19 protein-coding genes are annotated in these 20,680 nt (G+C 61.0%); 10 read left to right on the top strand and 9 right to left on the bottom strand.

Annotation, left to right across the window (positions count from 1 at the left end; all coding sequences use genetic code 11):
- Positions 1–29: 29 nt before the first annotated feature.
- The 4 genes from secE to rplA all read left to right on the top strand — a co-directional run bounded on the left by secE (position 30) and on the right by rplA (position 2,282).
- Positions 30–368: a preprotein translocase subunit SecE gene (gene secE / locus ACKUTP_RS04295; RefSeq protein WP_409063623.1), complete on the top strand. Its 339-nt coding sequence runs from the start codon at positions 30–32 to the stop codon at positions 366–368.
- Between the two features lie 3 nt (positions 369–371).
- Positions 372–908 (top strand): transcription termination/antitermination protein NusG, encoded by a 537-nt coding sequence (nusG, locus tag ACKUTP_RS04300; RefSeq protein ID WP_099432095.1) that lies wholly within the window; start codon positions 372–374, stop codon positions 906–908.
- 120 nt (positions 909–1,028) lie between these two features.
- Complete coding sequence (gene rplK, locus ACKUTP_RS04305) at positions 1,029–1,457, top strand: 50S ribosomal protein L11 (protein ID WP_022093893.1); 429 nt, start codon at positions 1,029–1,031, stop codon at positions 1,455–1,457.
- Between the two features lie 117 nt (positions 1,458–1,574).
- Positions 1,575–2,282: a 50S ribosomal protein L1 gene (gene rplA, locus ACKUTP_RS04310; RefSeq protein WP_022093892.1), complete on the top strand. Its 708-nt coding sequence runs from the start codon at positions 1,575–1,577 to the stop codon at positions 2,280–2,282.
- A gap of 125 nt (positions 2,283–2,407) precedes the next feature.
- Here rplA and ACKUTP_RS04315 read toward each other — a convergent pair whose 3' ends face one another.
- From ACKUTP_RS04315 to ACKUTP_RS04355, 9 genes are all read right to left on the bottom strand, one after another.
- Positions 2,408–3,118, bottom strand: coding sequence for a metallophosphoesterase (locus ACKUTP_RS04315; RefSeq protein WP_409063624.1), 711 nt, complete (start codon positions 3,116–3,118; stop codon positions 2,408–2,410).
- Positions 3,115–5,031 carry a BMP family ABC transporter substrate-binding protein gene (locus ACKUTP_RS04320; protein WP_409063625.1) on the bottom strand — a complete coding sequence of 639 codons (1,917 nt, stop codon included), beginning with the start codon at positions 5,029–5,031 and terminating at the stop codon, positions 3,115–3,117. The genes ACKUTP_RS04315 and ACKUTP_RS04320 overlap by 4 nt, the downstream gene beginning before the upstream one ends.
- 93 nt (positions 5,032–5,124) lie before the next feature.
- A complete protein-coding gene (locus ACKUTP_RS04325; RefSeq protein ID WP_409063626.1) occupies positions 5,125–5,892 on the bottom strand; it encodes a mechanosensitive ion channel family protein in 768 nt (255 codons plus the stop codon).
- Positions 5,893–6,225: 333 nt separating this feature from the next.
- Positions 6,226–7,020, bottom strand: a complete 795-nt coding sequence (locus tag ACKUTP_RS04330) for an ABC transporter ATP-binding protein (protein ID WP_409063627.1) — start codon at positions 7,018–7,020, stop codon at positions 6,226–6,228.
- Positions 7,013–7,936 carry an ABC transporter permease gene (locus ACKUTP_RS04335; RefSeq protein ID WP_409063628.1) on the bottom strand — a complete coding sequence of 308 codons (924 nt, stop codon included), beginning with the start codon at positions 7,934–7,936 and terminating at the stop codon, positions 7,013–7,015. Before ACKUTP_RS04335 ends, ACKUTP_RS04330 begins: the two co-directional genes overlap by 8 nt.
- Positions 7,937–8,139: 203 nt before the next feature.
- Positions 8,140–9,120, bottom strand: a complete 981-nt coding sequence (locus ACKUTP_RS04340; protein WP_368159742.1) for an ABC transporter substrate-binding protein — start codon at positions 9,118–9,120, stop codon at positions 8,140–8,142.
- A gap of 160 nt (positions 9,121–9,280) precedes the next feature.
- Positions 9,281–10,069, bottom strand: a complete 789-nt coding sequence (locus ACKUTP_RS04345; protein WP_368159740.1) for a hypothetical protein — start codon at positions 10,067–10,069, stop codon at positions 9,281–9,283.
- Positions 10,070–10,327: 258 nt separating this feature from the next.
- Positions 10,328–11,731, bottom strand: coding sequence for an asparagine--tRNA ligase (asnS, locus tag ACKUTP_RS04350; RefSeq protein ID WP_368042030.1), 1,404 nt, complete (start codon positions 11,729–11,731; stop codon positions 10,328–10,330).
- A 181-nt stretch (positions 11,732–11,912) separates the two neighbouring features.
- Entirely contained in the window at positions 11,913–12,476 is a 564-nt protein-coding gene (locus tag ACKUTP_RS04355) for a PTS glucose transporter subunit IIA (RefSeq protein WP_040359007.1), read from the bottom strand.
- 243 nt (positions 12,477–12,719) lie between these two features.
- Between ACKUTP_RS04355 and ACKUTP_RS04360 the strand changes: the two genes are divergently transcribed.
- The 6 genes from ACKUTP_RS04360 (at position 12,720) to ACKUTP_RS04385 (ending at position 20,679) form a co-directional block, all read left to right on the top strand.
- Positions 12,720–13,622 (top strand): alpha/beta hydrolase, encoded by a 903-nt coding sequence (locus tag ACKUTP_RS04360; protein ID WP_161144885.1) that lies wholly within the window; start codon positions 12,720–12,722, stop codon positions 13,620–13,622.
- Between the two features lie 335 nt (positions 13,623–13,957).
- Positions 13,958–16,318, top strand: coding sequence for a ferrous iron transport protein B (gene feoB / locus ACKUTP_RS04365; RefSeq protein WP_409063629.1), 2,361 nt, complete (start codon positions 13,958–13,960; stop codon positions 16,316–16,318).
- A gap of 120 nt (positions 16,319–16,438) precedes the next feature.
- On the top strand, positions 16,439–16,561 hold the full coding sequence (locus tag ACKUTP_RS04370) for a hypothetical protein (RefSeq protein ID WP_409063630.1): 123 nt from the start codon (positions 16,439–16,441) through the stop codon (positions 16,559–16,561).
- A gap of 106 nt (positions 16,562–16,667) precedes the next feature.
- Positions 16,668–18,002 carry an IS256 family transposase gene (locus ACKUTP_RS04375; RefSeq protein ID WP_409063237.1) on the top strand — a complete coding sequence of 445 codons (1,335 nt, stop codon included), beginning with the start codon at positions 16,668–16,670 and terminating at the stop codon, positions 18,000–18,002.
- Between the two features lie 61 nt (positions 18,003–18,063).
- Complete coding sequence (locus ACKUTP_RS04380; RefSeq protein ID WP_409063631.1) at positions 18,064–19,149, top strand: MFS transporter; 1,086 nt, start codon at positions 18,064–18,066, stop codon at positions 19,147–19,149.
- Between the two features lie 153 nt (positions 19,150–19,302).
- A complete protein-coding gene (locus tag ACKUTP_RS04385) occupies positions 19,303–20,679 on the top strand; it encodes an alpha-amylase family glycosyl hydrolase (protein ID WP_409063632.1) in 1,377 nt (458 codons plus the stop codon).
- The last annotated feature ends 1 nt before the right edge of the window (position 20,680 follow it).

Below are 20,680 nucleotides of genomic sequence, written 5' to 3' on the forward strand. Positions count from 1 at the left end.
TATAAGCGCATTGCGCGGAGGTAACCCAAATGGCCAACAATAAGAACAAGAAGAAGGCTCAGCAGCCGGCACCTGCCAACAAAGCTGCCGCCAACTCCAAGGTTGAGGCCAAGAAGGCCGTTGTCAAGAAGAACGAGAAGGCTGCGAAGTCCAAGAAGAACGAGAAGCCTGGTTTCTTCGCCCGCACCAAGAAGTATTTCGCTTCGGTCAAGTCCGAGATGAAGCGTGTCACGTGGCCCGATAAGAAGGAGCTCGTGAACTACTCGGTTGTCGTTTGCGCTTCTCTGATCGTCGTCGGCGTCGTCATCGCTCTGCTCGATGCTGGCTTTGGCGAGGCTCTTGCTCTGTTCTCTGGATTGAGGGGCTAAACCATGTCTAAGCGTTGGTACGTCGTTCACACTTACTCTGGATACGAGAACCGCGTTAAGTCCGATCTCGAGCATCGCATCGAGACTATGGGCATGCAGGACCGTATCTTTGATATCGAGATTCCTATGGAGCGCGTCACCGAGATTAAAGAGGGTGGCAAGCGTGAGACCAAGGATTCCAAGATCTTCCCGGGTTATGTCCTGGTCCGCATGGAGATGGATGACGATGCTTGGACGTGTGTTCGTAACACGCCTGGCGTCACCGGTTTCCTAGGCGGCAACGGCAAGCCCGCTCCGCTTTCCCGCGACGAGTACAACAAGATGACTCGTCGTCCCGGTAAGGGCGATTCGCCCAAGCGCACCTCGGTTGATATTGAGGTCGGTACGTCCGTCCGCGTCACCGATGGCCCGCTTACCGACTTTGATGGCAAGGTCTCCGAGGTTAACACCGAGGCTGGCAAGCTCAAGGTCACGCTGATGATCTTTGGCCGCGAGACGCCGGTCGAGCTCGACTTTAACCAGGTCGCTGTCATCGCTTAAGTTTTCGTCCGTTCGCGCGAGCGTGCTTCTTCTGTGACTGCTCATCTCAGGAGTGCTTCTAACACGTGCGTGCTTACGATATAGCAAGTACTTCACACTCGTGATTCGAAAGGAATGACCATGGCTGAGAAGAAGGTTGCCAACGTCATTAAGCTCCAGATTCCTGCTGGTGCAGCTAACCCCGCTCCTCCCGTCGGCCCCGCCCTGGGCGCTGCTGGCGTGAACATCATGCAGTTCTGCCAGGCCTTTAACGCCGAGACGCAGGACAAGAAGGGCGACATCATCCCCGTTGAGATCTCTGTCTACGAGGATAAGTCCTTCTCCTTCATCACCAAGACTCCGCCGGCGGCTCACCTCATCAAGAAGGAGCTGAACCTCAAGTCTGGTTCCGCTAAGCCCCAGGCCGACAAGGTTGGTCAGCTCTCCCAGGAGCAGCTCACCAAGATCGCCGAGATCAAGATGCCGGACCTCAATGCCAACGACATTGACGCCGCTAAGAAGATCATCGCCGGTACCGCCCGTTCCATGGGCGTCACCATCGCTGAGTAGCGATTTCTTTTGGTAACGACGGGTGCTCCGACCGGGGCGCCCGTTAAATGTGTGCAATAGGGCATACGATACGATGTGGGAGGGCTCACGCCCGTTTAACCACAGGAGGTAATGCACATGGCTAAGCATGGTAAGAGCTATAACGCCGCTGCCGAGAAGATCGACCGCGCCACGCTCTACACCCCCCTTCAGGCTGCCAAGCTCATCAAGGAGCTCGACACCGCCAAGTTCGACGAGACCGTCGAGGCTCACTTCCGTCTGGGCATCGATACTCGTAAGGCTGACCAGAACATCCGTGGTTCCATCTCCCTGCCCCACGGCACCGGCAAGACCGTTCGTGTTGCCGTCTTTGCCGAGGGCGAGAAGGCCCGTGAGGCTGAGGCTGCCGGCGCCGACATCATCGGTTCCGACGAGCTCGTCGCCCAGATTCAGAAGGGCGAGATCAACTTCGACGCCGCTATCGCTACGCCGAACATGATGGCCAAGGTTGGCCGCATCGGTAAGATCCTTGGTCCCCGTGGCCTCATGCCGAACCCCAAGCTCGGCACCGTGACCATGGACGTCGCCAAGATGGTCTCCGAGCTCAAGGCTGGCCGCGTTGAGTACCGCGCCGACCGCTACGGCATCTGCCACGTGCCCCTGGGCAAGAAGTCCTTCTCTGAGCAGCAGCTCGTCGAGAACTACGCTGCCCTGTACACCGAGATTCTGCGCGTCAAGCCCTCTTCTGCTAAGGGCAAGTACGTCAAGTCCATCTCCGTGTCTTCCACCATGGGCCCTGGCGTCAAGGTCGATCCCGCTGTCCAGCGTGACTTCCTGGCTGAGTAACTGCTAGTTACTGCCTGAGTACAGCAAGCATTGCTAAAGAAACCCGGTTCTGCCTTGTGCAGGACCGGGTTTCTTGCTATCGCGTCAAAAGCACCATAAAGGGGACAGTGTCCCCTTTATGGTGGTTACCAGGGTGTTCTGGCTGTTGAGGGCTCGATGGCATCGCGGCGCTTGAGCTCACGGCGCATGGTTTGCGAGTTGAGCCAGGCTGCCTGCCAGCCACGGATGGGGTAGCGCGTCTGGTCGAGCTCAAACTGCGTATAGCCGCAGGCGTTGATGATCGTCGTTCCACACATATGCTGCCGCTCGCGCTGAAAGTCGCGACCATAGCTTTGGTGTACATGCCCATGCACCATGTAGTCGGCCCCCCAGGACTCAAGCGCCGTGTTAAAGCACTCAAACCCTCGATGCGGTAGATCGTCCAAATCACCCATACCGGCGGCGGGCGCATGGGTAAGCAGAATGTCGCACCCGCCGACCATCCTAACCTTACGCGACAGCTTACGCATGCGCTTGGACATCTCGCGTTCGGTGTACATGTTGGCGCCGTCGCGATAACGCATGGACCCGCCAAGGCCCGCAATGCGAATCCCTCGGTACGTGTACACGCTGTCTTCTACGCAGATACATCCGCCCGGTGCATGACGTGCGTAGCGGTCATCGTGATTGCCACGCACGTAGATGAGCGGTTTGTTGATGACCGTAACCAAAAACTCAAGATAGTCCGGGTCCAGATCGCCGGCGGACAAAATCAGGTCGACGCCCTCAAAGCGTTCCTTGCGAAAGCACTCCCAAAGGCATCGTTCTTCGGTATCGGCTATGGCAAGGATTTTCATAGGACAGGGACTTTCGGCTCATCGTCGAGCTGCGGAATGGTGCCTACCACGTTGTCCGCCAGCCAATTCATCTCGACAATCTGCGTGCTCGGCAGCGGAGGGAAGCCTTCGATCTGTACCACGCCGTTCTGGCTGTGGAGCTCGCCGCCAAAGGGGTTGATGGATCCCTCGACAATGCCGTTGCGGAGCAACTGCACGAGTTTGCGCGTCTGGTAGGGTAGGCCCGGAGCGTAACGGATGTCGATAACGCCGGAGCTCATGCCATACCAGTAGTTGACGGCGCGCACTTGGTTGTCATCGCTGGTCTCGTCCCACGTGCCGTGCAGAAGGCTGCGAACGATGAGCTCGTAGTAACGGCCCCAGTTCCATACCGGCATGGCGATGCCGGAAACCTTGCCATCGACCAGGCGGTGGAGTCCGTAGGCCGTAGGGTCTTCGAGCGACTTTGACATGTCAGCGCCGGTCATGACGCTCACGCCTTCGCGGCACATGGCCTCGGCAAGACCGCCGGCGGGCACATCGCCCCAGGTGAGGATAATTTGCGCGCGGGGGTCGAGCAGCGAGGCGCCGATGGCAAAGGCATTGATCTCGCTGAGCGCGCCGGATGCGAAGACCGACGCGTGGTAGCCGATGCGATGGTTGTCCGCCATGCTGGCGGCAAGGGCGCCCAGGAGGAACTTGGCCTCGTACATCTTGCCAAAGTACGAACGGACGCTTTGGTGGGGAAGGCCGATAGAGCAGTTAAGGAACCGAACCTGGGGATACTCAACGGCAGCTCTGAGCGTGTATTCCATCAGGCGGTGCGAGGTCGAGAAGATGACGTTGTCTCCATGTTTGACAGCCGTTTCCACGGCGGCGTAGAACACGTCCGGATCGTGACAGTCCTCGAACGCCTCGGTGCGCACGATACCGTCAAAGTGCTCATCGAGATACTGACGTCCTTGGTCGTGCAGGCTGTCCCAGCTCGACGCCGCACAGGGGAACTCATGGATAAAGGCGATACGCAGGGGGTTGGCCGCCGAATAGACAGTCTTGCCCATAAAGAAGTTGAGCACGCCGGAGGTGGACTTGGCGGGCGACTCCTCCTCATCGACGCTCGGCGCTTCGACAAGATCGACCTTGTCCTCATCATTTTTGCCGGCAATGACCAGCTCGCGCCAAATCTTGCACAGGCGGTTTACGACGATATCCGTCGGCGTATCCAACAGGCGGTCCTGGTTGTACACATTGAGGTAGACGAGCATGGCGTCGGCGGGCGTAATGTCCAGGTGGTCGCCGCCTGCGCGAAGGTAGGCGCGCTTAAAGAGCAGGAAGGTGTGGCGCAGGTAGTCGACCTTTTTCTGCGGCCATTTTTCGATAAGGTTCTGACCGAGCATCTTGGCGAGCGTCTCGTAGCTTCCCTCACGCGAGAACTCGATCTCGTATAGGGGGCAGACGCGCCAAAACGCGCAGAATTCACCGTACAGGCGGCTTTCGACGGAATCCCATGTGCCGGGGTAGAGACGGGTGACTTTGGCCGAAACCGTCGGGGCGTCTAGGAATTTGAGGACACTGACGCGTTTGTTGCCTTCCTGGACATAGAACCGATGCATGAACTCGGTGACGATGATGGGGTCGCGATAGCCTTCGGTTACCTGGATGTCGTAGAGGTTGGACCACTTGCGGGCGAACTCGGTGTTAAACGGCAGCAGGGGCATAAAGTTGCATGAAAAGGCGGACTGACGGCCTTTGGTGACCGTGCCGACGACCATTTCGAGCGGAATATCCCGCAGGCCGACGCTCACTCGCTGACCTAAGGGGAGCTGAGCAACCAAGCTATCGAGGTCCGTAAGGTATGGATGCTCGCTTTGGCTGATGGCGCGACGGCGTCCCTGCTCGCCGCGCTTGCGTGCTTGACGATAGGCCTCTTCCATGGTGTCTACTCCCTTAGTCGTTTAAACAACGATATGAACCATGGTACCACGAATGAAAACCGCTACAAAGATGCCTGTCCCCTTTGCGGTGGTTTAGGCGATGATGGGGGCGATGGTGCGGATGCAGGCGTCGGCTGCCGTAAAAGTGGTGCTGTCGTCGCTGACGATAAAGATGATCTTGCCCTTGATACCAAAGTCGCCGATTTCGCTAAAGAGCACGTAGGGCTCCTTGTCAAAGCCCGAGATGGGCGAAACGGCCGTTTTGGTGGCGCTGACGAGCTCGTCTGCTAGCGCATCGAGAGACGCCCATTTGGAGGGGTCTTTCACCGCGACGGGGACGGCCACGCGTCCAAAGGGCATCAAATGCACGAGTGTGTTCTTGGAAATGTTGGAGTTGGGGACGATGATGGTCTGCCCGCAGGCATCTTCGATGGTCGTGTGGCGCCAAGTGATGTCTTGGACCACGCCGGATACGCCGCCGACCTCGATATTGTCGCCGGGTTTGATGATGCCCATAAAGGTCACCTGCATGCCGCCGATAAGGTTTGACAGCGTGTCCTGAAAGCCGAGCGAGATGGCGATGCCGCCGACGCCAAGAGCGGCGACGAGCGCGTTTGCGTTAATGCCAAAGCAGTTGTCGAGGATAAAGCTGCCGCCAATCATCCAGATGACGGCGCGCGCGATGTTGATGAAGATACTCGATGCCGGAAGCGGGTTATCGTCTCGGTTAAGCAGATGGTTCAGGGTCTTGGATACGACCTTGGCGGCGACGGCGGTGCCTATCGCCAAGATGACGGCCCAGATGATGTTGTGGACCCACCGTTGCTCAAAGAAATGAAGAATCGGCTCAAACAATTCCATGTAGGGAAAACCTCCTTATGATCGTCCAACCATGATACCCACCAGAAGCCCGTCCGATCACATCGAACGGGCCGATAACTTGAGATGGGGTGGCCGCGGTGGCGTAAGCTGGGGCGCCGGCGAGCACGCCGGCAAGGAGTGCGGCGGTCAAGCAAGACGGGGAAGAGGTCTTCTCATGGCAGTTTCCTTAGTTCTTAATCAAGGGTCCCTGCTGGCGCTGGATTATCGACATAATATGCGAAAACCGCCGCAAGGGCGTCTGTCCCTTTGCGGCGGTTTTGACGTTTGCGCAGGTAAAACCTGCCAAAATAAACCTGTCCCTTTTTGGTAGGTTTAGCTCAGCAGCATGCGGTCGTTGGCGAGCTCGCCGCCCGAGACCTCCTCGAACTTCTGCAGCAGGTCGGCGACGGTGAGCGACTTCTTCTCATCGCCCGCCACGTCGTAGATTACGTGGCCCTCGTGCATCATGATCAGGCGATTGCCCAGACGGATGGCGTCATTCATGTTATGCGTGACCATGAGCGTGGTCAGGTGGTGCTCGTCGACGATCTCTTCGGTCAGATTGAGCACCTTCGATGCCGTCTTGGGGTCGAGGGCCGCAGTGTGCTCGTCGAGCAGCAGCAGGCGCGGCCTGGTGAGCGTGGCCATCAGCAGGGTGAGTGCCTGGCGCTGGCCGCCCGAAAGCAGGCCGACCTTGGCGTTGAGACGCGTGTCCAGACCAAGGTCCAGGCGCTTGAGCAGCTCAACGTACTCATCTTTCTCGGCCTTGGTGACGCCCCACGAAAGGCCGCGACGCTGGCCGCGACGCTTGGCGAGGGCCAGGTTCTCGGCGATCTGCATGTCGGCAGCGGTACCGCGCATGGGGTCCTGAAACACGCGGCCCAGGTACTTGGCGCGCTGCGACTCGCTCAGGCGCGAGATGTCGGTGCCGTCGAGCTCAATAACGCCCGAATCGAGCGGGTACACGCCGGCGATCATGTTGAGCAGCGTGGACTTGCCGGCGCCGTTGCCGCCGATCACGGTTACAAAGTCGCCGTCATTCAGGGTAAGGTCGACGCTGGTGAGCGCGCGCTTCTCGGTGACGGTGCCCTTGTTAAAGGTCTTCTTGACATGCGAGAGCTTAAGCATCTGCCTCATCTCCCTTCGTGTAGGAGCTGCGGAGCTTATAGCGCTCCCAAACCACGGGCACGCACAGGGCCACAGCGACAATTGCGGCGGAGAGCAGCTTCATGTCGTTGGCGTCCATGCCCAACTGCAGCACGATGGCGCGGATAAGGAAGTACACCACGGAGCCAAAGACGGCGGAGGCAAGACGGACGCTAAACTGCGTGAGGCCGCCGGGCAGCAGACGGCCGAGCACCTCGCCGATAACAATGGCGGCAAGACCGATAACGATGGCACCGGTGCCCATACCAATGTCGGCATACTTTTGGCTCTGGCAGATGAGAGCGCCCGAAAGGCCGATGAGGGCGTTGGAGAGCACGAGGGCGATCATCTTGGTGGAGTTGGTGTTGACGCCCAGAGCGCGGATCATGTACTCGTTGTTGCCGGTGGCTCGCAGCGCCGAGCCGATCTCGGTGCCAAAGAACCAATACAGGATGGCAACGATAGCCACGGCGAGCAGGATGCCCAAGATGATGGCAACGGTGGACTGCGGCAGACCGGTCATATTGCTGACGGCGGAGAACACGGTGCCCTTGGCAAGAATGGGCGTATTGGACTTGCCCATGATGCGCAGGTTGATGGACCACAGGCTGATCTGGGTGAGGATTCCGGCGAGGATCGCGGGAATCTCAAAGACGGTGGTCAGAATGCCCGTGACGGCGCCCGCGATGGCGCCGGCGCACATACCGGCCAGCACGGCGAACAGCGGGTCGACGTTGTTATTGACGATGAGCACAGCGCAGACGCAGCCGCCGAGGGCAAAGCTGCCGTCGCAGGTCATATCGGGAATGTCGAGCAGGCGGAACGTGATAAACACGCCAAGCACCATAATGCCCCAGAGGACGCCCTGCGAAACGGCGCCCTGCAATGCAATGAGCATGCTTCATACCTCCTAGGATAGGGTGGACACGTGAGTCACCATGATAGCGGTAACAATGCATAAAAGAGCTGCGGCCGGATGTTTTGACTCATCCGAAACAAGCAGGGCGAACGCCGGTCTTTGGCGTTCGCCCCTGTGGCTCAGATATTGAATAACGCGGCTAAAGCGCGAGCACGGGCTCTAGACGCATGCCGCGTATGGCATTACGCGTCCAGGGCGGAAAGGTCGATGCCCAGGGCCTCGGCCATTTCGTCGTTCTTGACGACGACCAGGTCCTTGCTCGAGAGGTGCTTGATCGGCATATCCTCGGGCTTGGCCTCGCCCTTCAGGATCTTAACGGCCATCTCGCCCGCGGCGTAGCCCAGGTCCTCATAGTTGATGGAGAGGGTGAACAGGCCGCCGGCCATGCACATGCCCTCCTCGCCGGTCACGAAGGGAAGCTTGTTTTCCTTGCAGATCTGGCCGACCTGCGAGGCACCCGCGGCGATGGTGTTGTCGGTGGGGGAGTACAGCGCGTCGACCTTGCCCACGGCAGACTCGACGACGGACTGAATCTCGTTGGAGCTCGAGACGGTGAAGTCAGTGTACTCGAGGCCCAGCTTGTCGAGCTCCTTCTTGGCGGCCTTGATCTGGACGTCGGAGTTGGACTCGGCGGTGCAGTAGAGCAGGCCGACCTTTTTAACGTCGGGCAGGACCTTCTGCATCATCTCGAGCTGCTCGGCGACCGGGGTGAGGTCGGAAGCGCCCGTGACGTTGGTGCCGGGCTTGTCGTTGTCCTGGACCAGACCGGAGGCGGCGTAGTCGGTGATGGCGCAGCCCACGATGGGGATATCGGCCGTGGCGCCGGCGGCAGCCTGCGCGGCGGGCGTGGCGATGGCATAAATCAGGTTGACGTTGTCGCCCACAAACTTGTCGGCAATGGACTTACACGTGGACTGGTCGTTCTGGGCGTTCTTCTGGTCGATCTTGACCTTAAGGCCGCTCTCCTTGATGGCCTTGACAAAGCCGTCGTTGGCGGCATCGAGTGCGGAGTGCTCGGTGAGCTGCAGAACGCCGATGGTGTAGTCGGAACCGACGGCAGCAGAGCCGGAACCAGAGTTGCCGCCGCATCCGGCGAGCGGGGCGAGCGCGAGCAGGCCGGCGGAGACCAGAAGGCTCCTGCGGCTGATGGTGATGTCCTTCATATCATTACCCCCAGTATAAAAATGGCTGGAAACACTGCACTGGGACAAAGTGCAAGTGGAACTATAGTAGCGCTGATGTCCATTTTTACAACAGCCTGGCGGGTTTTTTAATACAGAATCGGATGGGCGGTACGGGTAGTCGAATGGGCGGCGGAGGGTCTTATGCGGCGGAGGAGGCGTCGTCCTCCTCGTCGAGGGCGGCGAAGAGCTTCTTGCCGTCGAGCAGGCGCGTGCTGACGTTTCTCATGCGGGCGATCTCGACGGTGCGCAGCGTATCGTCGGTGCCTCGGGCGTCGTAGACCGTTCCCAGCAGATACGAGATGCCATCGCGCTGCCTGATGGCAAAGGGACGGAGTGTCATCCGTGCTGCTTCGGTTTCGCCGCGTGTCGTGACGCTCGAAATATCAAAACTCACCGTGGTTCCGTGGTCGATGGCCTGCTCGACGAGCTCGCACGTGTCGATGCGCTTGATGGGCGCGCGCGTTGCCTTGGTAGCCTTGCTGCCTGCGCTTGGAGCGGGTTCGGGTGTATCGAGGTAGCCGCGAACGTCGGCACTCGCCATGGCAACTAAATGCTGCGCCATGCTCTTGCGGATAGCGATAGGCGTGGAGCGGTTGCGCATGACCATACCGTGGAGCCGGATGATCTCTTCATCGGTGAGCGGGCGGGTAAGAAGTTTGTAGCCCACGCCGCGTTTGTACTCAATTTCGTATCCGGCATGGCGAAGCGCGGAGATGGCGGTGTAGATGCTGCGCCGCGCCGCCGAGATGGGCATGCGGGCGGGGTCGTCGGGATGGGCGAGGCGCCGGATCAACTCATCGGAAAGCATGGCCTTGTCCTCGCCGGTGTTTTCGCTTAATAGTTGCAGGATGCGAACGGCGCGATAGGCTGCCATCGAGGCGGCGCCTCTAGTCGTGGTGTCGTAGGTTTCAACAGCGGCTTCGGTCATCGTGCCCACGTCCTTTCCGTTTTGGGTGGCGACGGTATGGAGCCTAGGACGCGGGGCTTTCTCAGGGGCGCAGGGCGCTCTGGGCGGTCGGTAGTCGTCGGCAAACGGCGGGTCGAGTTTTCAACAGCCCTGCTCAACTGACCAAAACCTTGCCAAAAGCTTGACGGATGCTGTTGAAAAAAGCGTCTCTCGACCGATGTCGAGAGACGCTTGTACGATGAGCGTTGGCGTGTGGCGACGCGAGCTAGTGTCCGACGATTAGAAGTCGGCGTTGCCCACGGTGCGCGGGTGCGGCAGGACGTCGCGGATGTTGCCCACGCCGGTCAGATACATGACCAAGCGCTCGAAGCCCAGACCGTAGCCGGCGTGCTTGCAGGAACCGTAGCGGCGCAGGTCAAGGTAGTACTTGTACTGCTCGGGATTCATACCCAGGTCCTTGATGCGGGCCTCGAGCAGATCCAGGCGCTCCTCGCGCTGGGAGCCGCCGATAATCTCGCCGATACCGGGAACCAGGCAGTCGGCGGCGGCGACGGTCTTGCCGTCCTCGTTCATGCGCATGTAGAACGCCTTGATCTCGGCCGGGTAGTCGGTCACGAAGGTCGGGCGCTTAAAGTGCTCCTCGGTCAGGAAGCGCTCGTGCTCGGTCTGCAGGTCGATGCCCCAGCTGACGGGGTAATCAAACTGGTGGCCAGCAGCGACTGCCTGCTCCAGGATCTCGACGGCCTCGGTGTAGGTAACGCGGGCAAAGTCGGAGTTGGCGACATGGTCCAGGCGCTCGAGCAGACCCTTGTCCACAAACTTGTTGAGCATATTGAGCTCGTCGGGGCAGGTTGCCATAACGTCCTTAAGGACGTACTTGAGCATGGCCTCGGCGTTATCCATGTAGTCGTTAAGGTCGGCAAAGGCCATCTCGGGCTCGATCATCCAAAACTCGGCGGCGTGGCGCGTGGTGTTGGAGTTCTCGGCACGGAAGGTGGGGCCAAAGGTGTACACGTCGCCAAAGGCCATGGCAAAGTTCTCGGCATTGAGCTGGCCGGACACGGTGAGGCTTGCATGCTTGCCAAAGAAGTCCTGGCTCCAGTCGACCTCGCCGGACTCGGTGAGGGGCGGATTTTTGGGGTCGAGCGTGGTCACGCGGAACATCTCGCCGGCGCCCTCGCAGTCACTCGTGGTGATGATGGGGGTGTTGACGTAGACAAAGCCCTGCTCCTGGAAGAAGCGGTGGATGGCGGCAGCCGCGACAGAGCGGATGCGGAACACGGCGCGGAACAGGTTGGTGCGCGGACGCAGGTGCTGCTGGGTGCGCAGGAACTCGACGGTTGCGCGCTTCTTCTGCAGCGGGTAATCCGGGGCGCTGACGCCCTCGACCTCGATGGAGGTGGCAGAAAGCTCGAAAGGCTGGGGCGCATCGGGGGTCAGCTTGACGGTGCCGGTGCAAATGAGTGCGGCCGAGACGTTTTGATGGGCGATCTCGTCGTAGTTGTCGAGTGCCTCGCGGTTCATGACGACCTGCAGGTCGCGGAAGCAGCTGCCGTCGTTGAGCGTAACAAAGCCAAAGTTCTTCATGTCGCGGACGGACTTGACCCAGCCGGCGACGGTGACGGTCTGGCCGCCGAGCGACTCGGCATCGGCATAGAGCTGCGCGATTTTGGTGCGGTTCACGTATCCTCCCATAACGGTTGAATGATAGTTATCCATACAGTTCGATATTCTAGCAGCTCGGCTCATTTGGGCTATACAGATAAGGCATTGGCGGGATGGTTTTTCAAACGAAAAGCGCCCGCGGCCTAATGGTCGTGGGCGCTTGACGAGGTGCCTTTTGGCTGTGTGGCGCGGGGCCTGGCTACTTGGTCTTGGCAACCAGCAGCGGGTCGCCAAGCTTGACGAGCGGGTTGCCGCCGATAAGCGTTCCAGACTCGCCGACATGGTCGATGCTCTTAAGACGATCGAGCTCGGAGACGATGACGGTCACGATGTCCTCGTGACCAGCGGCCTTAATGGCCTCGCGGTCGAAGCTGATGAGCGGCTGGCCTGCCTTGACCACATCGCCCATCTCGACAAAGCGGGCAAAACCCTTGCCGTTCATTTCCACGGTGCCCAGGCCAACATGGATGAACACGCGCAGGCCGTCCTCGGTAATCATGCCGATGGAGTGGTTGGTGACAGTGGTGGCACCGATGCGGCCGTTGGCGGGCGCATAGATGGTGCCGGTAATGGGCTCGATGCCATAGCCCTGGCCAAGCATGCCCGAGGCGATCGTCTCGTCGGGAACCTCGTTCAGGTTGACGAGCACGCCGTTGACGGGGGCATAGATGACGCCTTCGCGGGTAGCGAAGCTTGCTGCGGGCGGAACGGACGCCTCGCCGGTCGAGGTGAAGGTGGACTTAAGCGAATCGAGCAGACCCATAGTTGCCTCCAACTTAAATAGGCGCATATCGCGCGTTTGGTTTGCCGGAAACGTTTCACATGTGTTTCGCGGCTTGGTCAACGCCCCTATTCTACGCTGCTCAACGATACCTCTGAACTGGGATTATGTGATATATCAGTTGAAGGGAAACTTATTGCCGGAGTGTTTCTGCGCCACGGGTTCAAGTGGGGTACGCTTGAAGGCGAAAAACAAGGGCGCATAATTTGCGCGAAGGGAGCACATATGATTGTCGAGAACCATGCGCTGTGGGGCGAGGAGCCGACCGAGGATTATCCGGCGACGTTTACGTATTTGGGTGCCGAGCCGCTGCCCGATAAACCGAATGGCCGCCGCCCCGCGGTGATCATCTGCGGCGGAGGCGGGTTTACGCATATCGCTCCGCACGAGCAGGACCCGGTGGCGTTTGCATTTTTGGATCGCGGCTACCAGGCCTTTGTGCTCAACTATGTCACGAGTTCTACGGGTGACGTGAGCTTTCCGCACCCCCAGGCAGATCTTGCCAAGATGGTCGCCACGGTGCGCGCCAACGCCGACGAGTGGCATGTCGATCCTAAGCGCGTGTGCGTCGTGGGCTTTTCTGCTGGCGGCATGATTTGCGCCTCGCTGGCAACACAGTGGAAGACCGGCCCCTTCGCGGCACTTGCCGGGGCGCGTCCGGACGACATTCGTCCCGATGCCGTGGTGCTGGGCTATCCATTGCTCGACTTTGCCTATGTGCGTGACATGCAGACGCGCGATCCGCGCATTGACTTGCGTGTGCCCAAGACGGGCGGCAAGACGGGGCGCGATTTGCTCAACGACTACCTGTCGATGGTGACGGGCGGCGAGGCAACTGACGAGCATCTGGCCGACATCTGCCCCACCACGCATGTTTCGCGTCAGATGCCACCGACCTTTGTGTGGGGCGTGTCCGACGACAAGACGGCGCCGATCGCGCAGGTCTACCCGTTTGCGCAGCGCATGGCCGAGGAGGGCGTTGCATGCGAGATGCACGTCTTCGACCAGGGTGGTCACGGCCTTTCGCTCGGCAACGCCAACACCGCGGTCGACAACGAGGACAAGCAGGCGGCAGTCCGTCCCTGGATCCGCCTAGCCTTCCGCTTCCTGGAGCGCCACGGGTTTTAGTTACGGCGTTTTACCAAACGCCGTAACCATTTGACGCTGCAAGCCCGCCAGAGCGGCAATCTGCCTTTCAGCTTCGGTGGCATGACCAGAAGGTCAATGCCACCTCGCTTCAAGGCACCTTGCTCGCTCTGGCGGGCTTTCGCTGTCGGTTCCAAGACATCGGCGTTGCTATGGCCCAGATGCGGCACTTGGGGACGGTCCTTGCAACAATCTGTTGATTGAACATCGTCGTATGTTCGCGCTATCATGCGTGGTTAAATGGTTAGCCATGGCAAACGGTTAGCCAAGATAAACAAAATGCAACGCCCTGTGGGCGCCGGGGGAGGAACACGGACGTGAGGCTCGATACACTCGAGATTGGAAAGGACGCCGTCGTCGCATCGGTGACATCGGACGACCAGGCACTCCGACAGCATATTTTGGACATGGGCCTAACGCCGGGCACCGAAGTCACCATGATGAAGTACGCCCCCATGGGTGACCCGCTCGAGATCCGCCTGCGTGGCTACGAGTTGACACTGCGTAAGGACGATGCCGCTCGCATCGAGCTCGTGGGTATTCACGACACCGATACGGGTCCGCGCGCTAACGCCGCAATCGGCACGACGGAGCATCCGGCCCTGGGCGAGGGGACGTATTCGCCCCGTGCGGCAAAGACGGCCGTGCCAGAGGGCGCGCCGCTGCACTTTGCCCTCGCCGGCAACCAAAACTGCGGCAAGACCACGTTATTCAACCAGCTGACGGGCTCCAACCAGCACGTCGGTAACTTTCCCGGCGTGACGGTCGACCGCAAAGATGGCACCATCCGTAACCATCCCGAGGCGAGCGTTACCGACCTGCCCGGCATTTACTCCCTGTCGCCGTACACAGGCGAGGAAGTCGTGAGCCGTCAGTTCATCCTCGACGAGCGTCCGGACGCCATCATCGACATCATTGACGCCACCAACATCGAGCGCAACCTGTACCTGACACTGCAGCTCATGGAGCTTGACCGTCCTATGGTCATCGCGCTCAACATGATGGACGAGGTGACCGCCAACGGCGGCGCCGTAGACGTCAACTTGCTCGAGAGCCTGTTGGGCGTGCCCGTTGTCCCCATTAGCGCTGCCCGCAACGAGGGCATCGGCGAGCTGGTGGACCACGCCCTGCACGTGGCACGGTTCCGCGAGCGCCCCGGTCGCCTGGACTTTTGCGCGCCCGACGGTCCGGACGGCGGTGCACTGCATCGCTGCATTCACGGCATTGCTAACCTGATCGAGGACCATGCCGTGACGGCGCACATCCCGGTGCGCTTTGCGGCGACCAAGCTGGTCGAGGGCGATGAGCTGGTAACCGAGGCGCTTCACCTGGATCGCAACGAGCTCGACGCTATCGAGCACATCATCACCCAGATGGAGGGCGAGGCCGGCACTGACCGCCTGTCTGCGCTGGCGGACATGCGCTTTAGCTTTATCGGCGATGTGTGCGGGCGCTGCGTCGTCAAGCCGCACGAAAGTCGCGAACACGTGCGCTCTGTCAAAATCGACCGCATTCTGACGGGTCGCTATACGGCCATTCCGGCGTTTCTGTTGATCATGGGCCTCGTCTTTTGGCTGACGTTTGGCGTGATCGGCGCGGCGTTGCAGGGACTCATGGAGGACGGTATCGCTGCCATCATCGCCTCGGCCGATGCGGGCCTCAAGGCGTTCGGTACCAACGACGTGGTGCGCTCGCTGGCTGTCGACGGCGTGCTTACGGGCGTGGGCAGTGTGCTGACCTTCCTGCCGATTATCGTCGTGCTCTTTTTGTTCCTCTCCATTCTGGAAGACTCCGGATACATGGCGCGCGTGGCCTTTGTCATGGATAAGGTGTTGCGTCGCTTTGGTCTGTCGGGCCGCAGTTTCGTGCCCATGCTCGTCGGCTTTGGCTGCACCGTGCCAGCTATCATGTCGACCCGTACGCTCCCATCCGAGCACGACCGCAAGATGACGGTCATGCTCACGCCGTTTATGAGCTGCTCAGCCAAGCTGCCGGTTTACGGCTTGCTGTGCGGGGCGTTTTTCCCGCAGGCGACGGTTCCCGCCATGGTCTCGCTCTATCTGATCGGTATCGTGGTCGGCTGCGTCGCGGCTTTGGTGCTCAACCGCACGGCATTTAAGGGCGACCCGGTGCCGTTTATCATGGAGCTCCCCAATTACCGCCTGCCGAGCGTCAAGACGACGGTGATGCTGGCATGGGATAAGGCCAAGGACTTCATCACCAAGGCCTTTACCATTATCTTTGCCGCGACCGTGGTCATCTGGTTCCTTCAGACGTTCGACATCCGCTTTAACGTGGTCGCCGACCAGTCGCAAAGCCTGCTTGCCGGTCTGGGTAGCATCATCGCGCCGGTGTTGGCCCCGCTCGGCTTTGGCGACTGGCGCGCCTCGACGGCGCTCGTCACGGGGCTCATTGCCAAGGAGAGCGTCATCTCGACTCTCACGGTGCTTTTGGGCGCAACGTCGCCCGCGGCGCTGTCGACCATGTTTTCGCCGTTTACCGCCTACGTGTTCTTGGTCTTTACGTTGCTGTACCCGCCTTGTGTGGCGGCAATCGGCGCCGTCAAGAGCGAGTTGGGCGCGCGCTATGCCGTGGCCGTATTCGCGTTTCAGGTCGCCGTTGCCTGGATCGTGGCGTTTGTCGTGCATTCGGCGGGCATATTGCTGGGGTTGGCTTAGTTATGAATTGACGGCGCAACCTCTGTGTATCGAATTGTTTTCGGCCCCGCATCTGTACTGACGGATGCGGGGCCGTTGCTATATAATCGCCTCCGTTCAAAACGATTGGAGACGTTATATATGACTCAGACAAGGCAAGACGGCATCACGCTCAAGCAGTGGCTCCCACTCGTCGGGCTCACCTGCTGTGCGTTCGTGTTCAACACGTCGGAGTTTATGCCCATCGGCCTTTTGACTGGGTAGCGCACAGAGATGTGGTGTAAGAGGCGGGGCATGCCCCGCCTCCGCCCTTTCTTGAAAGGGAGGGGACACCGCCTAGAATTCGTCGTTGGAGTAATGAAGGTGACGAATGGAAGGAAAGGCGATGCCCCAAGAAGAGAGTGTACTGCGCCTCGGTCGCGACGAGGCCCTCGAGGCGGCGAGGCTTTGGCAGGAGTGCGGCGACGCGCGCGAGTTCGCGTGCAGGGTGCTGGGCGGCGTGATGAACGCACTGATGGACTCCGAGGCCCAGCAGATGTGCGGCGCGAGCCGCAACGAGCGCAGCGACGGCAGGGAGAACAGCCGCAACGGCTACCGCCCCAGGTCGCTCAAGACCGCCGTGGGCGACGTGGAGCTCGAGATACCCAAGCTCAGGCACGGCACCTACTACCCCGAGGGCATGCTCGCGCGATGGTCGCGCGTCGACACCTCGGTGGCCGCCATCGTGCAGGAGATGTACGTGTGCGGCGTGTCCACCCGCAAGGTCGAGCGCGTGGCGTCCAAGCTGGGCATATCCTCGCTGTCGAGCTCGGAGGTCTCGAGCCTCTGCTCCGACCTCGACGCCGAGGTGGCGGAGTTCCGCCGCCGCGACCTTTCGGGCACGCCGTGCTGCTACCTGTGGCTCGACGCCACCTACATGAGCTGCAGGGTCGGCTCGTCGGTCGTCTCGCAGGGCGTCGTGACCGCGATCGGGCTGGGCGCCGACGGGCGCAAGCACTTCCTGGGCTGCGACGTGGTCGACACCGAGAGCGAGGACTCCTGGGCGGCATTCCTCGGCGGGCTGCGCGAGCGCGGGCTGGCCGGCGTCCGCCTCGTGGTCTCCGACAGCCACGCCGGGCTCGTGGCCGCCGTCTCGCGCCTGTTCCAGGGCTGCGCCTGGCAGCGCTGCGTGACGCACCTGCAGCGCAACCTCCAGAGCGCCTGCTCGGGCAGGCCCGAGGACTCCAAGGCGGCCGTCAGGGACCTCGTGCACGCCGCGGTCTACCAGGACGACCCCGACCTCGCGCGCTGCGTGTGGGCCGAGGCGGCGCCCTGGGTGGCGTCGGTGTCCGCCAGGGCCGGCGAGGTCTTCGAGCAGGCCGAGGACTCCGCGCTGGCGTTCACGGCCTTCCCCAGGGCGCACTGGGCCAAGCTCCGCACCAACAACGTCCAGGAGCGCGCCAACCGCGAGATCAAGCGCCGCTACAGGGTCGTGCAGTCCTTCCCCTCGAGGGAGTCGATGCTGCGCCTGACGTGCGCGAGCCTCATGGAGACCGAGGGGCAGTGGTCCCAGCAGCGCGTGTTCTCCGAGGCCTCGGCCGCCGAGGGCTTCGCCGAGACCGCGGACAGGCCGGCCCCGACAGAGGGGAGGCGCCGCGCGCTCGGGCGGCGCGCCAGGGAGATAGTGGACGAGATAGTCGAGAAGCGCGGCCTCAAGAAGGAGTAACATCGGGGCTTGCAGCGACGGACCTCAGGACACTCTTACACCACGTCTGCGCGCGCCACCTTTGACTGATATCGCCGCGTCGTTCTCGCTCACCGAGGCCCAGGCGGGCATCATGATCTCGGTCTATGCCTGGGGCGTCATGCTGCTGTCGCTGCCGCTCATGGTGTTCGCCTCGCGCTTTGAGTTCAAGCGGATGCTGCTGGGCGTGCTGGCCGTGTTCTCGCTCGGTCAGTTCCTGTCCGCTGTGGCGCCGACCTATCCCATCCTGGTCTGCGCGCGTCTGGTGGTCGCTTGCGCACATGCCGTGTTCTGGTCAGTCGCCTCGATTATGGCCTCGCGCCTGGTCGACACTCGCCACGGCGCGCTCGCCATCAGCATGATCGCCACGGGCTCGTCCATCGCGCAGATCTTTGGCCTGCCTCTCGGTCGCGCCATTGGCTTGGCCGTGGGCTGGCGCATGACGTTTGCCGTGGTCGGGGGCCTCTCAGCCATCGCGGTCGTCTACCAGGCAGCGGTGTTCCCGGCCATGCCGGCGGGTGAGCGCTTTACCGTCAAACAGCTGCCCGAGCTGCTCAAGAACCCGCTCCTCATCGCGCTCTACGCAGTCACGGTCTTCATGGCGACCGGCTATTACGCAAGCTACAGCTATATCGAGCCCTTCCTGGCGCAGGTCGCGCACGTCGATGCGGGCGCCATCACCATGACGCTGACGGCGTTTGGCTGTTCCGGCTTGGTGGGCAGCTGGCTGTTCAGCCGCCTGTTCGACGGGCACCGTTTTCCGTTCCTTGCTATCACGCTCTCCGGCGTGCCGGTGGCCCTGCTGCTCATGGGGCCGGCCGCATCGTCGCTCGTGACAGTGCTTGCCGTCTGCGCACTGTGGGGCTGCTGCGCCACGGCCTTCAATGTGGCGTTCCAGGCCGAGCTCATCAAGCACACGCCGGCAGATTCGTCGGCCGTCGCCATGTCGATCTTCTCGGGCCTGTTTAACCTCGGTATTGGCACGGGCACCGCAATCGGCGGCGCCGTGGTTTCGGGTCCCGGTATCGCTTGGATCGGCTTCGCGGGCGGGGCGATTGCCGTCGTGGGCGTCATCCTCGCCATCACCGTGCTGTTTCCGGCCATCCGCCGCGCCAAGCCCGTCGCCTAATCACGTCCCCTCATCAGTTGCGGTGGAATAGTTCCTGTTTAAGGCTTCTGAAGGCCCAGACAGGAACTATTCCACCGCAACTTATTTTGGGGGAGAGGATACAAGCTGGGCATACAATGGATGTCGTTGTGTTGAGCTTACCGGGAGGTTGCTATGTGGGCATACGAGACGACGTTCTATCAGATCTATCCGCTGGGCTTCTGTGGAGCTCCGCGCGAAAACGCCGCACCCGTTGCCGAGGACGAGCTTGCCCAGGCCGTCAACGTTGCTCCTAACCCCGATGCTCCCATTATGAAAATCGCCAAGTGGGCCGACTACCTGCAGGAACTCGGCGTTGGCGCTGTGCTGATCAACCCGCCGCTCGAGTCCGATAGCCACGGCTACGATACACGCAGCCTGCGTCATATCGACCGCCGCCTGGGTGGGGATACCGACTTTGCCGCCGTATGCGACACGCTGCATGCCCATGGCATCCGCGTGGTGCTCGATGCCGTCTTCAACCACGTCGGCCGCGGTTTTTGGGCCTTCCGCGATGTGCAGGAGCGCAAGTGGGACTCACCGTACAAGGACTGGTTCCACATTAGCTTTGACGGCGACTCCTGCTACGGCGACGGCTTTTGGTACGAGGGCTGGGAGGGCCATTTCGAGCTTGTGAAGCTCAACCTGCAAAATCCCGCTGTGGTCGATTACCTGCTCGAGTCCGTGCGCCGCTGGGCCGAGGTCTTTGGCGTCGACGGCCTGCGCCTGGACGTTGCCTATATGCTCGACCGCGACTTTATGCGCCGCCTGCACGCCTTTACCCGTGAGCTCAAGCCCGACTTTGTGCTGATCGGCGAGACGCTCCACGGCGACTACAACCAAATCGTCAACGACGAGATGCTCGACTCCTGCACCAACTACGAGTGCTACAAGGGCCTGTACTCCAGCTTTAACTCGGTCAACATGTTCGAGATCGCCCATTCGCTGCACCGCCAGTTTGGCGGCGATCCGTGGTGCATCTACCGCGGCAAACATCTGCTGTCGTTTGTCGACAACCACGATGTGCCGCGCCTGGCAAGTATCCTCACCGACAAGTCGTGTCTGCGTCCCGCCTACGGCATGCTCTTTGGCATGCCGGGCATCCCGTGCGTCTACTATGGCAGCGAGTGGGGAATTGCCGGCGAAAAGGGTGGCCCCGATGGCGACTGGGCGCTGCGACCTGCGCTCAATGAGCCTGCGCCCAACGAGCTGACGGCGTTCATCACGCAGCTTGCGCACCTTCTCTCGGCCGACGACGCGGCTGCCCGTGCTCTCAACTACGGTGCCTATCGCAACGTGGTGATCCAGAACAAGCAGCTGCTGTTCGAGCGCGCCTGTGACGGCGCGACGGTACTCGTGGCGGTGAATGCCGTGGGTGAGCCTTACACCTTTGGCGCCGGCGAGCTCAACGGGTCCTTCGTCGACCTGCTTGCCGACGATGCGCCCACGGTCGAGCTGACGGGTACCCTTGAGCTTGCACCCTACGAGGTGCGCTATCTGTTGAGAGCCTAGC

It is taken from the genome of Collinsella sp. wc0529 (assembly GCF_046116875.1).
Taxonomy (GTDB): domain Bacteria; phylum Actinomycetota; class Coriobacteriia; order Coriobacteriales; family Coriobacteriaceae; genus Collinsella.

Excerpts from the sequence above, each read along its gene's own strand:
- secE (WP_409063623.1), top strand. The coding sequence starts at position 30 with ATGGCCAACAATAAGAACAAGAAGAAGGCTCAGCAGCCGGCACCTGCC.
- nusG (WP_099432095.1), top strand. The coding sequence starts at position 372 with ATGTCTAAGCGTTGGTACGTCGTTCACACTTACTCTGGATACGAGAAC.
- rplK (WP_022093893.1), top strand. The coding sequence starts at position 1,029 with ATGGCTGAGAAGAAGGTTGCCAACGTCATTAAGCTCCAGATTCCTGCT.
- rplA (WP_022093892.1), top strand. The coding sequence starts at position 1,575 with ATGGCTAAGCATGGTAAGAGCTATAACGCCGCTGCCGAGAAGATCGAC.
- ACKUTP_RS04315 (WP_409063624.1), bottom strand. The coding sequence starts at position 3,118 with ATGAAAATCCTTGCCATAGCCGATACCGAAGAACGATGCCTTTGGGAG.
- ACKUTP_RS04320 (WP_409063625.1), bottom strand. The coding sequence starts at position 5,031 with ATGGAAGAGGCCTATCGTCAAGCACGCAAGCGCGGCGAGCAGGGACGC.
- ACKUTP_RS04325 (WP_409063626.1), bottom strand. The coding sequence starts at position 5,892 with ATGGAATTGTTTGAGCCGATTCTTCATTTCTTTGAGCAACGGTGGGTC.
- ACKUTP_RS04330 (WP_409063627.1), bottom strand. The coding sequence starts at position 7,020 with ATGCTTAAGCTCTCGCATGTCAAGAAGACCTTTAACAAGGGCACCGTC.
- ACKUTP_RS04335 (WP_409063628.1), bottom strand. The coding sequence starts at position 7,936 with ATGCTCATTGCATTGCAGGGCGCCGTTTCGCAGGGCGTCCTCTGGGGC.
- ACKUTP_RS04340 (WP_368159742.1), bottom strand. The coding sequence starts at position 9,120 with ATGAAGGACATCACCATCAGCCGCAGGAGCCTTCTGGTCTCCGCCGGC.
- ACKUTP_RS04345 (WP_368159740.1), bottom strand. The coding sequence starts at position 10,069 with ATGACCGAAGCCGCTGTTGAAACCTACGACACCACGACTAGAGGCGCC.
- ACKUTP_RS04355 (WP_040359007.1), bottom strand. The coding sequence starts at position 12,476 with ATGGGTCTGCTCGATTCGCTTAAGTCCACCTTCACCTCGACCGGCGAG.
- ACKUTP_RS04360 (WP_161144885.1), top strand. The coding sequence starts at position 12,720 with ATGATTGTCGAGAACCATGCGCTGTGGGGCGAGGAGCCGACCGAGGAT.
- ACKUTP_RS04370 (WP_409063630.1), top strand. The coding sequence starts at position 16,439 with ATGACTCAGACAAGGCAAGACGGCATCACGCTCAAGCAGTGGCTCCCA.
- ACKUTP_RS04375 (WP_409063237.1), top strand. The coding sequence starts at position 16,668 with ATGGAAGGAAAGGCGATGCCCCAAGAAGAGAGTGTACTGCGCCTCGGT.
- ACKUTP_RS04385 (WP_409063632.1), top strand. The coding sequence starts at position 19,303 with ATGTGGGCATACGAGACGACGTTCTATCAGATCTATCCGCTGGGCTTC.